12 protein-coding genes are annotated in these 16,104 nt (G+C 43.3%); 2 read left to right on the top strand and 10 right to left on the bottom strand.

The annotated features are described in order from the left end of the window. Positions 1–54: 54 nt before the first annotated feature. Together J8L84_RS16255 and J8L84_RS16250 are read right to left on the bottom strand one after the other, a co-directional pair. Positions 55–639, bottom strand: a complete 585-nt coding sequence (locus J8L84_RS16255; protein ID WP_211071600.1) for an EF-hand domain-containing protein — start codon at positions 637–639, stop codon at positions 55–57. A gap of 240 nt (positions 640–879) precedes the next feature. After that, positions 880–3,249, bottom strand: coding sequence for a DNA polymerase II (locus tag J8L84_RS16250; RefSeq protein WP_211071599.1), 2,370 nt, complete (start codon positions 3,247–3,249; stop codon positions 880–882). A gap of 220 nt (positions 3,250–3,469) precedes the next feature. Between J8L84_RS16250 and J8L84_RS16245 the strand changes: the two genes are divergently transcribed. After that, on the top strand, positions 3,470–4,477 hold the full coding sequence (locus J8L84_RS16245; protein ID WP_211071598.1) for an MBL fold metallo-hydrolase: 1,008 nt from the start codon (positions 3,470–3,472) through the stop codon (positions 4,475–4,477). A 6-nt stretch (positions 4,478–4,483) separates the two neighbouring features. Here the strand turns inward: J8L84_RS16245 and J8L84_RS16240 are convergent, their stop codons facing one another. From J8L84_RS16240 to J8L84_RS16215, 6 genes are all read right to left on the bottom strand, one after another. Beyond that, positions 4,484–5,767, bottom strand: a complete 1,284-nt coding sequence (locus tag J8L84_RS16240) for an ATP-binding protein (RefSeq protein WP_211071597.1) — start codon at positions 5,765–5,767, stop codon at positions 4,484–4,486. Beyond that, positions 5,767–6,351, bottom strand: a complete 585-nt coding sequence (locus J8L84_RS16235) for a chemotaxis protein CheX (protein ID WP_211071596.1) — start codon at positions 6,349–6,351, stop codon at positions 5,767–5,769. Before J8L84_RS16235 ends, J8L84_RS16240 begins: the two co-directional genes overlap by 1 nt. Continuing rightward, positions 6,348–6,716 (bottom strand): response regulator, encoded by a 369-nt coding sequence (locus J8L84_RS16230; protein WP_211071595.1) that lies wholly within the window; start codon positions 6,714–6,716, stop codon positions 6,348–6,350. The genes J8L84_RS16235 and J8L84_RS16230 overlap by 4 nt, the downstream gene beginning before the upstream one ends. 249 nt (positions 6,717–6,965) lie before the next feature. Next, a complete protein-coding gene (locus J8L84_RS16225) occupies positions 6,966–8,135 on the bottom strand; it encodes a histidinol-phosphate transaminase (protein ID WP_211071594.1) in 1,170 nt (389 codons plus the stop codon). Positions 8,136–8,167: 32 nt separating this feature from the next. Further along, positions 8,168–8,989, bottom strand: a complete 822-nt coding sequence (locus J8L84_RS16220) for a sulfite exporter TauE/SafE family protein (RefSeq protein WP_057789454.1) — start codon at positions 8,987–8,989, stop codon at positions 8,168–8,170. Positions 8,990–9,107: 118 nt separating this feature from the next. Then, on the bottom strand, positions 9,108–11,708 hold the full coding sequence (locus J8L84_RS16215; protein ID WP_211071593.1) for a TonB-dependent receptor: 2,601 nt from the start codon (positions 11,706–11,708) through the stop codon (positions 9,108–9,110). Positions 11,709–12,130: 422 nt separating this feature from the next. Here J8L84_RS16215 and J8L84_RS16210 point away from each other — a divergent pair, with 422 nt between their 5' ends. Continuing rightward, positions 12,131–13,135 carry a LysR family transcriptional regulator gene (locus tag J8L84_RS16210; RefSeq protein ID WP_211071592.1) on the top strand — a complete coding sequence of 335 codons (1,005 nt, stop codon included), beginning with the start codon at positions 12,131–12,133 and terminating at the stop codon, positions 13,133–13,135. Here the strand turns inward: J8L84_RS16210 and J8L84_RS16205 are convergent. Both J8L84_RS16205 and J8L84_RS16200 read right to left on the bottom strand, forming a co-directional pair. After that, positions 13,084–13,812, bottom strand: coding sequence for an endonuclease/exonuclease/phosphatase family protein (locus J8L84_RS16205; protein WP_211071591.1), 729 nt, complete (start codon positions 13,810–13,812; stop codon positions 13,084–13,086). The genes J8L84_RS16210 and J8L84_RS16205 overlap by 52 nt on opposite strands. Then, on the bottom strand, positions 13,800–16,001 hold the full coding sequence (locus J8L84_RS16200; RefSeq protein WP_211071590.1) for a VTT domain-containing protein: 2,202 nt from the start codon (positions 15,999–16,001) through the stop codon (positions 13,800–13,802). Before J8L84_RS16200 ends, J8L84_RS16205 begins: the two co-directional genes overlap by 13 nt. Between the last annotated feature and the right edge of the window lie 103 nt (positions 16,002–16,104).

Here is a 16,104-nt window from a genome sequence, read left to right as displayed (position 1 = left end):
GTGATAGAAAATTAGTTAAGCCTCGCTGGCGCGAGGCTCGAATACAAAACTGTTCTATTTATTTTCTAGATACTGACGTAACTCTACCTTAGTAATAAGCTGGTTATTATCTTGGTCCATCTTATTGAAGTCACCATCGATATCAGCCTTTTTAATTTCCATCATAGATAGTTTGCCATCATCATTACGGTCGGCTTTTCCAAATTTCTCCGACATTGAAGCCTTCATGTCTGCCGACATTTCTTCACCCTTGGCTTTTACCATAGGTTCATTCATCGACTGGGATGTTGAAGTACTCATTTTGCGTGTAAGCACAGCATCAGTAGTGCCAGTGGTACTCACAGTTGCTACTACTTTCTCAGAAAATTTACTCGGATTCGCTTCAACGTATTGCTTAAACTCCGACTGGGTTAGTTTTCCATTTCCGTTAGTGTCCATTTTACCAAAGCTTTTCACTGACGTTGATTGTTGAAGTTCTGACTTGGTGATGTGTCCATTTCCATCATTATCAAGGGATGAGAAATCAGCAGAAATTTTGGAGTCTTGATTCATCTGCATGTTCCCCGTAAAGGCATTACCGGCTGCGGCGGTCGTTGACATTACTGCACCTATTACAAGTGGTAGCGTAAGCTTTTTCATCACATTCTCCTTCTGTAGTGAATAAGGCATTGCTCGGTTAGAGCAAAATATAAAATACTCACTTGTCATCATTCATTGATTGTGCCATGTGATAAGTTATTGAATATTATGCATTACTGTGAGCAACTGTAATATGGTGTGCTGTTCATTTTTGTTAAATAGAAACAAGAGTTTGAAATATATTCAGGCAAATTTAATCGAAAGAGACATTCATGATATGAATAAGAATTTATCGTTACCTTAATTTGGGAATAGCGATAATTGTTCGTTAGTGAGCTGACTAAATGAAAGATTGATAAGAGGAAGTATACTGTCCGCTATGGGCATTATTTGCTTTTCGATGTAATGATCGTAATCAAGCGATGCCATCTGGTGCTCGGTAGTTTGAGGGCCTTGTACCGTCATAACATAGCGTATGGTTGTATTGTGCTGGTAACGTAGTCGTTGGCCTGTTTTACGATTAATATCATCTGCGAGGCGCGCGGCTTTTACATGAGGAGGCAACGATTTGATGTAGTCACTTAATGGCTTCCTTAATCGTTTTGCATACACGAGTCTGGCGTCTTCTTTCCCTTGGCGAATATTATCAACAGTTTGTTTAATAAAATCAGATACTGGGGCTTTTTCGAAAACCCGTCGATACAATTCATACTGAAAGTATTTAGCTAATTCGGTCCAGTCTGAACGTACGTTTTCTAACCCTTTAAAAACCAGTTCTTTTTTATCGCCAGTTTGCTTTAAGCCTGCATATCTTTTTTTACTGCCTAACGCCGAGCCTCTAATGGTGGGCATGAAAAAGGTTTCAAAGTGGGTCTCAAATTCAATGTCCAAATGGCAGTCTATATCATAGTCTTCTCGAAGCTTGCGTTGCCACTTATGATTAATAGTGTTTGCTAGGGACTGTCCCGTTTCATTAGGCGTGCCTAACGATGTGTTGTTATTCACGTGTACAAAGGTAGAGTCTGTATCGCCATAGATAACTGAGAACCCTGCTTCTTTTATCCACTTTGCAGTAGTTTGCATTATTTCATGCCCACGCAAAGTAATAGAGCTTGCTAACCTTGGGTCGTAAAAGGGACATCCGCCACTGCCTAATACACCGTAAAAGGAGTTCATTAAGATTTTTATTGCCTGAGAGCGTGGCGCATCGTTTTGTTTTTTTGCTTCGTCTCTTTGGCGCCATAGGTTGTCTATAATATCGGGCAAAAAATGATTGTCACGACTGAACATAGCCCCTTTGAACCCCTCGATGGCACTGCTTGGATCTTTAAGACCTTCGGCAAGCCCCATAGGGTCAATCTTAAACGTGCGAATAATTGATGGGTATAGGCTCTTGAAGTCGAGTACAAGTACATCAGAGTACAGGCCAGGCTGTGAATTCATTACGTAGCCCCCTGGGCTAGCTAACCCGCCGTGTTCCGGACGTACACCACTTATGTAACCTTGTCGGTGTAACTTTGGTAAATACACATTCAGAAATGCCGCTACCGACCCACCGGGTCTTCCTAAATCGAGCCCAGTTAAGGTGCCTCTTAAAATAAGAAATTCGATAAATCGGGTTTTTGCAGCAATCTCATTTACCAACACACAGTCTTTGTGGTTATAGCTGGCAAGCGAAGAGGGGTCTTCGTAATACAAGGCTTTTATTGCTGCAAGTTTGTCTTCACTCTGAATGAGCTTTTTATCTCCCAGTAATTGTTGTGCAACATTGTCTAAAGAGAAAGAGTCAAATTGATAGGTCATAGTCTTTAGCGCTTCAATGCCATCTACAATACTGCGACCGGGTATATCCACGATAGTTTGGCCATCCCAATCCCTTACGAAGGCTTCTCGTTTGTCTCTGCCTATTGTAAATTTGACACCTTGTTTTTTTGCTCGCCTTGCAAGCACAGCCATATCAAATTGTTTGACGTTCCAGCCTAAGATAACGTCGGGATCAATATCGCGTATACGCTTTGCAAATGCAGTAAGTAGCGCTGATTCAGTCGAAAACTGACTCAGTGAAAATGTGTCTGGCACATATAGTGTCTTGGGGTGAGTGGACGCAGAAACCAACATCACTTCGTTAACGTCGCTGGAAGCTAGCGCTATACTGAATAGGTTTTCATTTTCATCGCACTCAATATCGATGCTAATCGAGTAAAGATTAGGCGTGTAGATTGCGGGCCTAATTCGCGCATCAGGTATTAATGTTGCGTTTTCGTCAGCAGCAACAAACTCCAACGAACCGTATATAAACCGCTCCATTAAATACCTATCGGCAAGTCTTATATCAGCTTCATACAAAGTGATGTGTAAACTTTTAGCAAGCTGCCTTAATTGGTGCATGTGAGAGTCAGAGGTGGTTTTAAGGGTGTCTACTTCCACTTGCTCAAGGGTATAAAAATTGTCTGAGGAAACTTCAACCTGAATACCTTCTCGCTTTGCCTGTTCTACTATGTTTGTGGTGTTTTCAGTGGCAACAAAGCAAGAGGGTTTCTGTGGGGCGCTTTGAAGACATACAGGGCCATCATCGGTAGACACCCACACTTCAATACAAACCCCGTTATGCTTACCGGACGCATGTTTATTGGTAGTATGTTTACTAAGAATATAACCTTTTCTAATCACGACACGTTAATTTTAGTTGGTGGAATAATGAAGGACTCATGATACAGGGCGGCCGATTTTCTCTACCAGAAGACAAACAGGTTAATAGTCACTATTGCTCGCTATCACGTAGTCTGCCGGTGCTATTACTTAACGCTATAGTTGATTATCAAACAGATACGTTTGTTTTTACCTACCTATCGTTATAGAACTAAGTATACCAGCGAAAAGGTGAAGATGTATGCATTACCCAGCAATTGAGCAACCGTCTCCCGGTGAGTGGACAGAGATAGCGGATGGCGTCCTTTGGCTTCGTATGCCATTGCCTTTCGACCTTGACCACATAAACCTCTATCTTGTTGAAGATGATGATGGCTGGGTGGTTATTGATACTGGGCTCGGTACGAATACAACTAAGACATTGTGGAATGAGATTTTTACCGCATTGGATAAACCCATTTCAGCGGTCTTAGTTACGCATTTGCATCCTGATCATGTGGGTTTAGCCGGTTGGATAGCAGACCAATTCAAAGTGCCTCTTTACATGTCGCAGGTTGAGTATTTTACTGCGAGGGCTTTTACAGGGGGAAAAAGTGACACTTCCGCATGGCGGGATGAGCAATACTATCACCGCGCAGGTTTAAAAGCTGATGACGTGACATCGCTGATGTCAGGAAATAAAGGGTATAGCAATGTGGTATCGCCCATTCCCATCAGCTATAGACGATTGAAGCAAAGTGATGTGCTTACGCTAAATGGTAACTCATGGGAAGTGATGATAGGGAAGGGGCATTCACCAGAGCACGTGTGCTTATATTCTAAAGAGCTTGGAATACTACTCGCGGGCGATCATATTTTACCAAAGATAACTCCTAATATAGGGGTATATTCAACGGAGCCTGAGGCTAATACGTTACAAGATTATTTGTGTACGCTACTGCCTTTCACTGACTTACCGGAAAAAACCTTGGTATTACCCGCACACCGGCAACCCTTTGTTGGTGTGAAAGACCGAGTGAATGAACTTATTGAACATCACCATCGTCATTTAAATGCACTAGTGGAGGCTTGCAGTAAACCTCAGACGGCGGTCGAGTTGTTGCCCGTCTTGTTTAAACGGGAACTGAGTGGTAGAAATATCGTGTTTGCCGTCGCTGAATGTGTGTCCCACTTAAACTACCTCTTGTCCCATGGAAAAATAACGCGGCATTTATCTGATGACGGAATTTATTTGTATGGAGTGCAATAATAGAGCTTACTGAGGTGCTGTTGCTGAATCGTCTTCTGAAGTGATCGGTAGCTCTATTGTAACCACCGTACCTTTGCCCACTTTGCTATTGATTGAAATTTTTCCTTTGTGCTTTTCTACAATGGTATAGGCAGTAGATAATCCCAACCCTTGGCCTTGACCTTCAGGGCGGGTAGTAAAAAAGGGTTCGAAAACTCTTTTCATATTTTTTTGCTCTATACCTTCACCGCTGTCCAGCACCTTAATGGTAATGTTCTCGCTATTTTTTAATAAGGATAACTTAACGTAGCCTTTGTCTGGAATAGCCTGGGCGGCGTTGAGTAATATGTTCATCAAGGCTTGTTTTATCATCCCGGGGTTGGCCATTATCTCTATTTTTTCGTCGGCTGATTCGACCTTATAGTGATGAGAAGCATATTGGGTCGATACAAGCTTGATGGTTTGTGAGGCAACGTCATTTAACTCTACAATCTGACTGCCTTGTGTGCTGTCGAGGGAGAATTGTTTTAGATTATCGACAATATCCTTAACGCGATTTAAGCCCGCTTTCGATTCTTCAAGCAACTCTTCAATGTCATCTTTTATCAAATCATAGTGCTGTGCTTCGAAAAGGTTTTTTATTTGTTCTTTTACTTCATCGTTAAAATCGGTAACGCGATTTTCTACCCCATCGCAAATAGATATTAAGTTATTAGCGTATTGTGACAGGGTGTCTAAGTTTGCATTGATAAAGCCAATAGGATTATTAATTTCATGGGCTATCCCCGCAGCTAATTGGCCCGTTGATGCCATTTTTTCGGCTTGAATGAGTTGAGATTGTGCGGTATCAAGTTTACGAATAAGTTTGCGTTGGGCTTCGTGCTCTACTTTCAATGCGGCGGATAGCTTTTGTTGGGTACGGAAGTAGCTGGCTTGCGCGGTAACGTCTTGCAAAAAAATGCAGGCGTATTTTTTGCCTGTGCTTTTATCCTTTACCGGCAATATCTCCATGTTTTGATACATTTGCGTTTCTTCGCCAGTTATCGGTCTACTGCTTTTAAACGGAAATATATGGGGGCGCTGTTCCCAGTAGCTGAAACTAGGATGCTGGAGAACAAAAACCGATTTTAACCTTCGTTTTAGAAATTTGCCTTGGCCGCTAAAAATATCGGTAACTGGGCTGTCTTTGTACGAATCGCGATTTTCGTGAGGAAGACGATCTCTAAAAAAGTCGTTTAAATAAACAACCAGAAAATCTTCATCAACGATGCCAATTCCAACCGGAAGTTTTTCAACCAGTTGCTCAAACATTATTCTAGAAGTTCATCTAAAGTATCTTTCATTCTTGTCAGTGAATCGTCATCTAAGCAGAAAACAACACGCATAGAAAAGGATGAAACGGCTACGGTGAATTGCACTTCCATGACCAAGCTATGTTGCCACTTTAGCTCGTCGAAGTTCTCTTTGTTAGGGGTAAACAACGTTGGCATATTCAAATTGGTGGTCAGCTCTAATTGGCTTGATAAGCCTGCCAAACACGCGCCGGCTAGAATGTTAGAAAGCTCGAGTATAATTTCCTCTACATCTTCTTTACTCAGCGGTTCACTGTATTCCATCAGCTTTGCCATCTCGCTCAGACCCGAGCGGGAAAGTACCGACATCACTTCACCTTGAATATCACCTAGAAAAGACTGGCGGGTATGAAATGTATCTGCAGAGCCAAACAGCAAGGTGTAAAGCTGAGTAGGGGTAACTGACGTTATTTTAGGAATTGAAATATCAATTTTAGTTTCAATGAGTTGCGCGAGTGAATTTGCTGCTTGGCCCATTGAAATATTGAGCAATTCTTGCAGCGCATCGCGTTGTTCCTCGTCTAATGGTATTACAGCGCTCATAGATACCCCAACTCGAACATAGTCATTGCCAGCTCTTCTTTGTCTAATGGTTTTCTAATGAATCGTTGTGCCCCTAAGGACAGTACGATGCGCTGTTTTTCTGGCTGAAAATCTGCGCTGATCACGATGACATTAGGGAAGGCTTCTTCACGCTTGGATAAGTATTCCAGCACATCCACACCATCAACCTCTGGCATGGTTAAATCAAGCAGCACAAGGTCGAAAGTGTTTTCAGCTAACAAATCTATCGCTTCTTGGCCATTCGTTGCCTCTGAAATATCGTAGTCTAATTCCGGCGGTAGCGACTTTTTTACGCTACGGCGTGACAATTTAGAGTCGTCAGCAACTAAAACAGATAGTGCCATCAACAGCCTCCTTTTACGTCTGTTAGAACAGTGTGTGCAATTTCTCAGCGCCTGAAAGAAGCTTAGTAGACATTCTAAGATTCTAAAACCTAGGTAGGTGTATTTGCACAAGGTACTTTAAGAGTATATGACAAGGAGGGCATTTATGAGCATTATACTTTACGTGTAAATGCTTGTGGATGGGGGAAAACGAGAGAAGCGTACAGCCTAGCGTGGCTGCACGCATAAAATAAAGAGGTGTTAACTCAATTAAGAATTCTGTTTTTTAGTCATTGTTTCAAGTGCTTGCGGGATAGCATCGACATAGCGCTGCACATCTGCGATTTTGCCCATGCTTACTCTTGACCAATTAGTATAGGTGCGATAAATACCGCGGATGTGAATATCTTTCTCCGCCATGGCGGCTCTAAATAATTCAGCATCTCCTTTACCAAGATCCACAAAGACAAAGTTAGTACTAGAAGGGAGGGCTGTTAGGCCATTGGCCTTGAGGCCGTCCATCACTAAGCCTTTTGCTTCTACAACCTTATCTTTAACAAACGTAAGGAAGGCTTCATCATTATATGAAGCAATGGCTGCAGCTAAACCTGCTTGGTTTAATGTGTAACCCCCCATGCCATAGCGATTGATCCATTCTGTATTTTCTTCAGAGGCAATCATGTAACCAACTCGCATACCCGCTAAGCCGTAAATCTTGGAAAAGGTTCGCGCAACAATAATATTGTGCCCGGCTTTCACTAACGGAATCATTGAGTTTGCAGGCGGATCGTCTGTAAGTTCATTATAAGCTTCATCAACAAGTACTAACGTCTTTTTAGAAGCTTTGATACAGAATTCTCGAAGCTTTGCAGGGTCTAGAAGGCGTCCTGTTGGGTTGTTAGGATTGGTGATATGCACCATGCCAACGCTGTCATCAATGGCTGCATACATGGCATCCAAATCGATTGCTAAATCTTTTGTGTTAGGTACCCGAACAATCTCAGGTGCACCTTGCTTCTCTGGTGCTTTAGAGGTGGTATCCCAAAAAAGATCCGGGCCTAAAATCTTTCCTTTCTTGCTCGCAGCAAGGGCGGCGTAAGAAAGAATGGGGCTAGAACCTGCACTTAACGAAATATTCTTAGGGGTAATCCCATGGCGCTCTGCAATCATATCTAGCAAAGTCATTGCGGCGGGGTAGGCATAGTATGCGCCACCCTCGGCAGAGGCAGTAGCAATTGCCTTTAACGCTGCTGAGCTTGGTCCAAATGGGTTTTCATTCGCATTTAATTTAGCGATACCTGGCTTTGGACCATACAGTACCTTGGACATAGTCGGCGTGGCAGCTTGAAGGCCCGCAGAGGTAATCAAGCCAGAAGCACCAATGGCAGTAGCGGCGGCACTGCCACCCAAAAATAGGCGTCTTGAAACATTATGTGACATTGTTAATTCCTTATCTCAAACATCGTAAGTGTTTATAGGGCCTTGTAAAACATAGCGCTAGAAACAATTACTAAGTAAATACCAAACATTCGTTTTAATTTTTTCTCGCTGAAGTTATGCGCCATTTTTGCTCCCATAGGTGCTGTAATAATGGCCCCTATACTAATAGCAACTAACGCAGGGATATTGATATAGCCTATTGTTCCAACGGGCAGAATGGCGGCTTCAGGATGTTTCATAAAGAGAAATCCGATAGCGCCAGGCAGACCAATTAGGAAGCCAACGCCAGCGGCTGTGGCTACCGCTTGCTGGATGGTGCGTTGACAGATAACCATAGTAATTACCATGGGTGTGCCGCCGCCAATACCCAGAAGAGCCGAAAAGCCTCCAAGTACAAAAGCAAGTGCAGATTTAGCAATACCTTCAGGCATAGATAACGCTACACCAGGGCGAATAACAAATTCTGGGAACAAGAAGTAAATAGAATAAAGTAAAACACCTGCCGCAAAAACGACCGTTAAACCATCGCTACTTGTGCTACTGGCAATGTAAATACCGCCAATTACGCCCATTACTATCCAGATGCTCCATGATTTTAGAATATCAAAATCAACAGCGCCTTTTTTATGGTGAGCCATTACTGAGCGGGTACTAGATACCACAATTGAAGCTAAAGAAGTGCCTATTGCAACTTTGACTAACTCTTGTGACGGGGGCGTAAAAAATGGAAATACAGCTAATAGAGCGGGAACAACAACAAATCCACCTCCATTACCAAAAAGACCAGCAGTTATACCTGCAATAGCACCTGTAATACAAAGAGTAACAACGAACCAGAGAAGCTCTATTTCCATAAAATAACATCTCCAGCAAATACTTCTAATAACATGAACAGACCTTTAAATTTTACTTACAAAACGAGGGGTGAAAACATAAACACCGGCATTTGCCGGTGTTTATTATTAGTTGCTTTTAGAATCTTGCCGCTAAGCGGGTGTAGTAGTAACCACCCTGCCAGTCGACGACTGAGCCTGAGTCATAGACTTGACCACAGCAAGCATCACCATTTATTGTAGGGTCTGGATAGCTATCAAATAGGTTACGTACACCTACTGATAACGTTAGGTTTTCATTGATGAGGTATGACCCTTCAATATCAAACATAAATTCAGAGCCGTAAGTTTGAATTGTTTCGGCATCGATTACGGTACCATCATCGCTGCCTACATTTTCGTATTCACCGTAGTAACTCAATCGTGCCACCGCAGACCACACATCATAACTATGTGTGACAGAGAATACGCCGCGCATTTCTGGCGTTCCATTTTCAAAATCGAACATGTCTTCAGGGTCTAGGTATTCGCTAGGATCTGAGTCGAACGAAGTATCGTTATAGTTAATAGACCCTGTAATCATCGTTGAACCGTAGGTCGTTTCCATTTTATAAGTGGCAACGAGATCAACACCTTCAGTAACCGTATCGAACGCATTTTGGAAGAAGAACACACCACCAATTGATTCTGCACCTGATACACCAGCACCCGATAGTGCCAAGTAATTTTGGTATGCAGCATAACCATCAGCGTCTGGGTCGGTCACTACTGTAGTAGAAACGTCCCGTGTAGATACTGAGTACAGTCTGTCTTCTAGTTGAATGTTGTAGTAATCGGCAGTAAGGGTTAAATCACCAAAGCTAGCAGTTAAACCAAGTGTAAAGTTAGTCGATTTTTCAGGAAGAAGCTCTTCTGCGCCTAACGCTTGAGCTACATCGCCACCAGCAGGGAACAAGCCCGTTGCTACTGGGAAACCATCAGGTAAACGGGTCGATACGTTTGTAGTACCTTGTTGACCTGGCGTCGGTGCTCTGAAGCCTGTGCCGTATGAACTTCTTACCGCAACTTCATCATTTATTTGATAAATACCCGCAACCTTATAAACCACCTCAGAACCAAAGTCTGAGTAGTCTTCATAGCGGATAGCCGCTTGTGCAAACAATTCGTCGGTAATATCACCAGAAATATCGGTATATACCGCGTAAGAATCTCGGCTATACGTACCTGAGTAGTCAGGTGAATAACCAGGGAAACCGTTTGAGCCTACACCCACCACGGTATAAACCGCATCATCACTGTTAGCACAATCTAGCGTTGAACCGGTCGCAATGACGGCTAAACCAGCTGCACTAGCCGCATCTCCGTCACAGAAGCCCCAAGGATCAGATGTTGCGTAAGGCCCTGCAAAGTAAGAATCAACTTCGCCTTCTGATATTTCATAAGATTCATCAAGGTAGCTTGCACCAAAGGCTAGAATATATTCGTCAAAGTCATAGGTGAAATCGGCTTGAATTTGTGTTTCTTCATTGGTTAAGTCACCGGGTTGAAATGATGTAGGTGACTCATTACCCATAGACGGGTTAATGGTATTGGCAAGCGTATATGAAATATCGTTGTAGCCGTAACGACCACTTATGTCATAACCTAAGTCGCCAGACATCCCTTTAATACCACCAACAAAAGAGTAGTCGGTAACATCGCCAGAAAAGCGCGGTGTAAAGCCACCTGGGAAAAATTCAGTAGGGCTCCATATAGAACCATCTTCTAAGCGGATATCTTCAATAGTGCCGTTACCTGGGTAACGATAATAGAATGAACCATCACCTTCACTTTCAGAATAGTTACCAAATGCGTAAAGCTCCATCTCAGCAGTTAATGCGTAGCCAGCATTAAAGAAGATACGAGCGCCGCTAGTGTTTGGCTGTCCCCAAGGCTGAACTACGTCCGACCCGTGCACAGTATTAGCCATTGCAGTGGCATCTGCGATGTATTGTTCTGACTGGTCATCTACACAAAACCAAGATTCACAGTACTGCTCGCCGCGATATGTGGCTTCGCTGTCTGAGTATTCCGCTGAAATACTTAAGAAACCATCATCACCAAGTGCGAAACCTTTGTTTCCTGTAATGGTAATTTGGTCGCCATCACCTTCAAAGTAGCTTCCGTAATCGGCGGTAAATGATCCACCTTCGGTATTTTCTTTTAACTGGAAGTTGATAACACCAGCAATAGCATCAGAACCATATTGGGCTGCCGCACCATCGCGTAATACTTCTACACTGCCAATCGCAGCAGTAGGGATAGTGGCAATATCAGGGCCTTGTGTACCAGAACCCCCAATAGATACCAAGGCTGCTCTGTGACGACGCTTAGAGTTAACCAACACCAACGTTTTATCTGTGGGCATACCACGTAAGGTTGCAGGACGAATGAAAGTACCACCATCAGAAATTGGCTGTCGAGCTACTGAATAAGATGGGACCAAAGTCATTAGTACGTTGTTCATGTCGGTGAAGGCTACTGCTTCAATATCTTCAGCACTTAATACATCAACAGGTACAGGGGAGCTAGTTACCGACCGAGGTGCACCACGTGCACCAACAACAGCAATTTTTTCAACATTTTGAGTATCTACTGCGGTTTCTTCAGCTTCTTGCGCTAGCGCGAGTGGTGCTGCCAAAGATAGAGTGATTCCAGTGAACGCTAGTGCAATTGAATTATGTATTTTGTTTTTTCTCATGTGTGTTCCCTAAAACGAGCCGTTATGAGTTGTTATTCTTCACTTGGAGCAGGGACTAATGCCGCCCACGTTTGGCATAACAAGCACCACCTTGATGCATCCTGCATCTTATAAATGTTTTGTGTGGTTACCTGTATTAGTGCTCAGGCTAAAAATTCTTTTAAAATCGCGAAAGAAAAAAGAATATTGAGGGGTATAAGGAAAGTATTGAGGTTCTATTTAACTGACTGATTTTACTAATCTTAATTGTTTTAGTTTGACGATAAAAAAATAAATACAGCTTCAAGTTTAACTTTGCATTAACAAATGTCAGTTGGGCTTTACTGGCCTGTGGCATGTAACTTGCTGATTTTAATCTCAATAAAGCGACCTGTGCTTTATGACGATGTGTTACAAAACTGTCATATTCGGGAAACTAGACATTGAACTCTAAACAACTTCAGTATTTTTTGACCACAGTACACAAAGGCAGTATTGCAGGTGCAGCACGTGAGCTTGATATCGCTCAACCAGCCATTAGCCAGCAATTGGCTAGCCTCGAAAGAGAGATGGGGGCGCAATTGCTAAGTCGAACCTTCTCTGGAGTAACGTTAACACCAGCAGGTGACTTGTTTCTCACCCATGCCACTAGGATCATGGATGATATCAATACGGCTAAATCTGAACTGCGAGAGTTAGTGGGTAAGACCGCAGGCACGGTAAAAGTCGGTATGCTTCCGTCTATTGGCAATGTACTCTCTATGCCGCTTATTGCTGAAGTAAAACAAAACCATCCGAAACTGAAATTAGAAATAAGTACTGGCCCTTCGTATTCAGTAAAGGGGTGGTTAGAAGGGCGGCAGGTCGATATTGCATTAACCTATGAGCAAGACGTTGACCCAAGGTTTATGACGGTTTCACCGCTTATTCGTGAGAATTTGCATTTAGTGATGGCCAATCAAGCAACGTCCAGTGAATACAGCCATCTTGCGGGCAGAGAAAGTATTCCGTTTTGGGCATTGAGCCAATTCCCTTTGCTATCGCCTGGGAATAAAGATGCATTGGGCAAACTTATCGAACATTATGAAAACGCGACAGGGGTAAGTTTACAGCACAATCTAGCCTATTCGGGGCAGTTAATGACAGGTTTGCGACAAGTTATGCAAGGTGAGGGGGTAATGATATTACCGACATCGGCCATTTTTCATCTTGAAGAATCGGGCTTGGTTTCAACCTTAAAAATAGTTGAGCCAGAAATGCAGCGTCTGGTATTGGCTGCTACAAACAAAACGAGTCCGTTAAATGAAGCCGTCTTAAAAATGCTTAAAGTGATAAAGCAGGTTGTCGCCAGTGAGCAGGCGCTGCAGCACTGGCGAGGTTCCTTGGCATTTACGGATCAGTCAGAAATGAAAGGGGTATTAGCTTCTGGAAGTCTAATGTCCAGTTGAACCGGCAGATGATCAGAAAAGACCCTTGCCTTTTTAGATGTGAGCTTTTTGCATTGTGAAACAGTGATGTCATCACTTACCCACACACGATCTAAAGAAAAAATAGGAAATTGACTAGGAAAAGTCGGACCTACCTTTTTTTGATTCAAAAGCTGGTTTAACGATGTGAAAGCCCGAGAAAAGAATTGCCACTCATTGAAGTCTCCGGCCAATACCAATGGCATGGGGTTGGCTTGCATCCTTTGTTCAAGATAATCATGCAATAACGCAAATTGTGAGCGGCGCTCTAATCGCTTCAACCCTTTGTGGGTGTTAACCACGGTAAGCGGCCCCTTGTCAGTTTGTAACACCACCACTTGTACATTTCTGGGCTGACGCCCATGCTGGCTTACATCGAAGGTTTCTCGTTCAAGAACTTTGAAGCGGGAAAGTATGGCATTACCGTACCATCCGCTTGGCTCGTTTAGCGCTGGAGAAGACACCAAGTTGTAGACATTTTTAGCGCAAATATCTTCAATATCTCGCTCAATTGCGCGCTCTGAAGGACGGGTGTCCATCTCCTGTAACAGTACAATATCGGCACCCGATTCAGCTAGGAATTGCCCAATTCGCTGATAGTTTTGTAACTTGTCTCTGCCCAGCCCACTGTGAATGTTGTAACTGATTATGCGGCACATTCTTTACTTTCCGACGCTTCATTATCTGATGCACGCTTTTGACGATTTTCCTGATAATAACGAGCGAACTTTTGAGAACCCCAAATCATTAATCCCCACAGCACGATACCACCCACTAAATAGCTAATGGTTTCAACCGACGGGTTGCGGAAGATTTGCGTGATAGAGTCGCCTACTAGTCCTTTCGCAATCATTGGAGGGAACATGCCAAAGAAGGTACCGATTAGAAACTGTAATAAACCGATAGACGAAATACCGGCGACTAAGTTCACTAAGCTGAACGGCGCAATAGGCAGCATTCTGATAGCTGCTACACCCACTATCCCGCTTTGTTTAAGCTTTTCATCCAAGGCTTCTACTTTAGGTCCACCTACTTTTCGAAGACCAGCGTCACCAGAAAGTTTACCGATAGCAAATAAAATAGCAGAGCTTAGCAGTGCACCCATGATGCCGTATATTGGCCCCCAAATGGGTCCAAAAATAGCGGCAACCGCTAACGACAAGACAGTAACTGGGAAGAAGAGTATGCCTCCCACTACGTAAACTAATAGTACCGTAGGCAGTGCAAAATAAGTTCCTCGACTCTTTTCAAGAAACGCATTAATGCTTTCACCACTTAACCATGAAATGGATTGGCTAGCCCAAAACATAAGGCCACCGAGCAGGGCAATAACGGCCACCCCCAGCATGATCATAATAGTTCGACGTCTTGGGTTACGCGCGGGTAATGCCCCGCCATCAAATGAAGGCATAGAAATCAATGGCTCCTCTGGATCTGACAAAGAACGAAATACGTTGTTCACTGACTGCGTAGTGAATACTTCATCACGAACTTCTGTTAATACATACCCGTGAGCAATTTGCCCATGGATTAATGCTTCAACAGGATATTCTTCAGCGAACAATGCAGGCATATCTGAGATGTCTCTACCCGTATGCTCAGCAAGCAAGTCGTTACGGACATTCAAAATAGCCGCTCTGTTTAAGTCGCTGTTACCGCTAAGTACAACGTCAATTTCGGTATCAAGCGTCATTGAACGGTTACTTAGGTTAGACGAACCTATCACTAAGTATTTGTCGTCAACGGTCATAACTTTGGAATGAATGCGTTTATAGGCTTTCCTGCCTTGTAAGTCTTCGCACGACGAATAAGTCAACTTTACTCTTTTCGGGTCGATATCTTTTTCAAGAATAGATTTAAATTCAATGCGACTTGCCCAGAAGGCTTCACACTCAAACTTACCTTTAGGCTCGTAAGAACTGACGATAATGACGTGTAAGTCAGGACGCTCTTTCATACGTTTATTAAGCGCCTCAGCAATTTCCTGACGAGTAGTAAATTGATTCTCAATGTAGATAAGCGATTCAGCTTGACCAATCAAATCAAGCAGCATAGTGCGTACTTCTTGCGCGGGTTCAACTTCGTCCATAAACGGAATGGTTCTGGCTAGCGCACAATCGACTTCTTCAAATATAGGCGGGAAACCCTCCGGCCACGTGTCCGGAATAGGGCCATCTAAAGACGTATCCGCTTGCTCGCGAATCTCTACTGGTTCACTTTCGGCAACCCGCAGCCATCTCCAGCGAACTAATTTAGAAAAGTCGGCAACCACGGGGCCTGAAGAGACCATTTGCACATCGTGTAGTGGCGCATACTCACCGTCTGGACCATCTCGCTCTTCCGACACAACAGGATGGTCACGGGTGTCCCAACGGTTCGTTGAAATATCCATGCCGCCAGAGAAAACCAGTTCATCGTCTATCACGATAATTTTCTGGTGCTGACTGCCGCCCATTGGAATGGTGTCATCAAGCTCGGTTTGCACGTTATCTGGGGTCTTTTCTTCCCACACTTCTTTTGCCCACATTTCTCGTTTAGAGAAAAACGCGAGAGAAGAATCCCAGCGAAGTAGGTAAATATTTAAGTCGGGGTTATTTTCTGCTTTCCACGCAAGTAAATCACTGACAACACTCGGGGCTTCACTGTTTGCTTCATCATCACCTCTTAAGAGGCGTATACGACTATCAATATCCCACCCAATGATAAAAATACTGTGCTTGGCTTTTACAATAGCGCTGTGTAGCGCTTTGTAATAGTTTCCACAGTCTATCAGTGGTGCAACAAAATTAGCTTTACTGCTAACCCAACAGTTTTCACCTGGTTTGAATATATTATTGTTATCAACCATGTCGTCTCCCGAAATCGCTTCCGTGTAATAAAGTAAATATACGTGAGAAGTTGCAGGAAACGTTCCGGATCACTGAAGAGGTAAGTTTGAACGCTAACTTATT

Source organism: Alteromonas sp. MMG017, from assembly GCF_018100795.1.
GTDB lineage: Bacteria > Pseudomonadota > Gammaproteobacteria > Enterobacterales > Alteromonadaceae > Alteromonas.
This window is presented reverse-complemented; position numbering and strand designations above follow the sequence as displayed.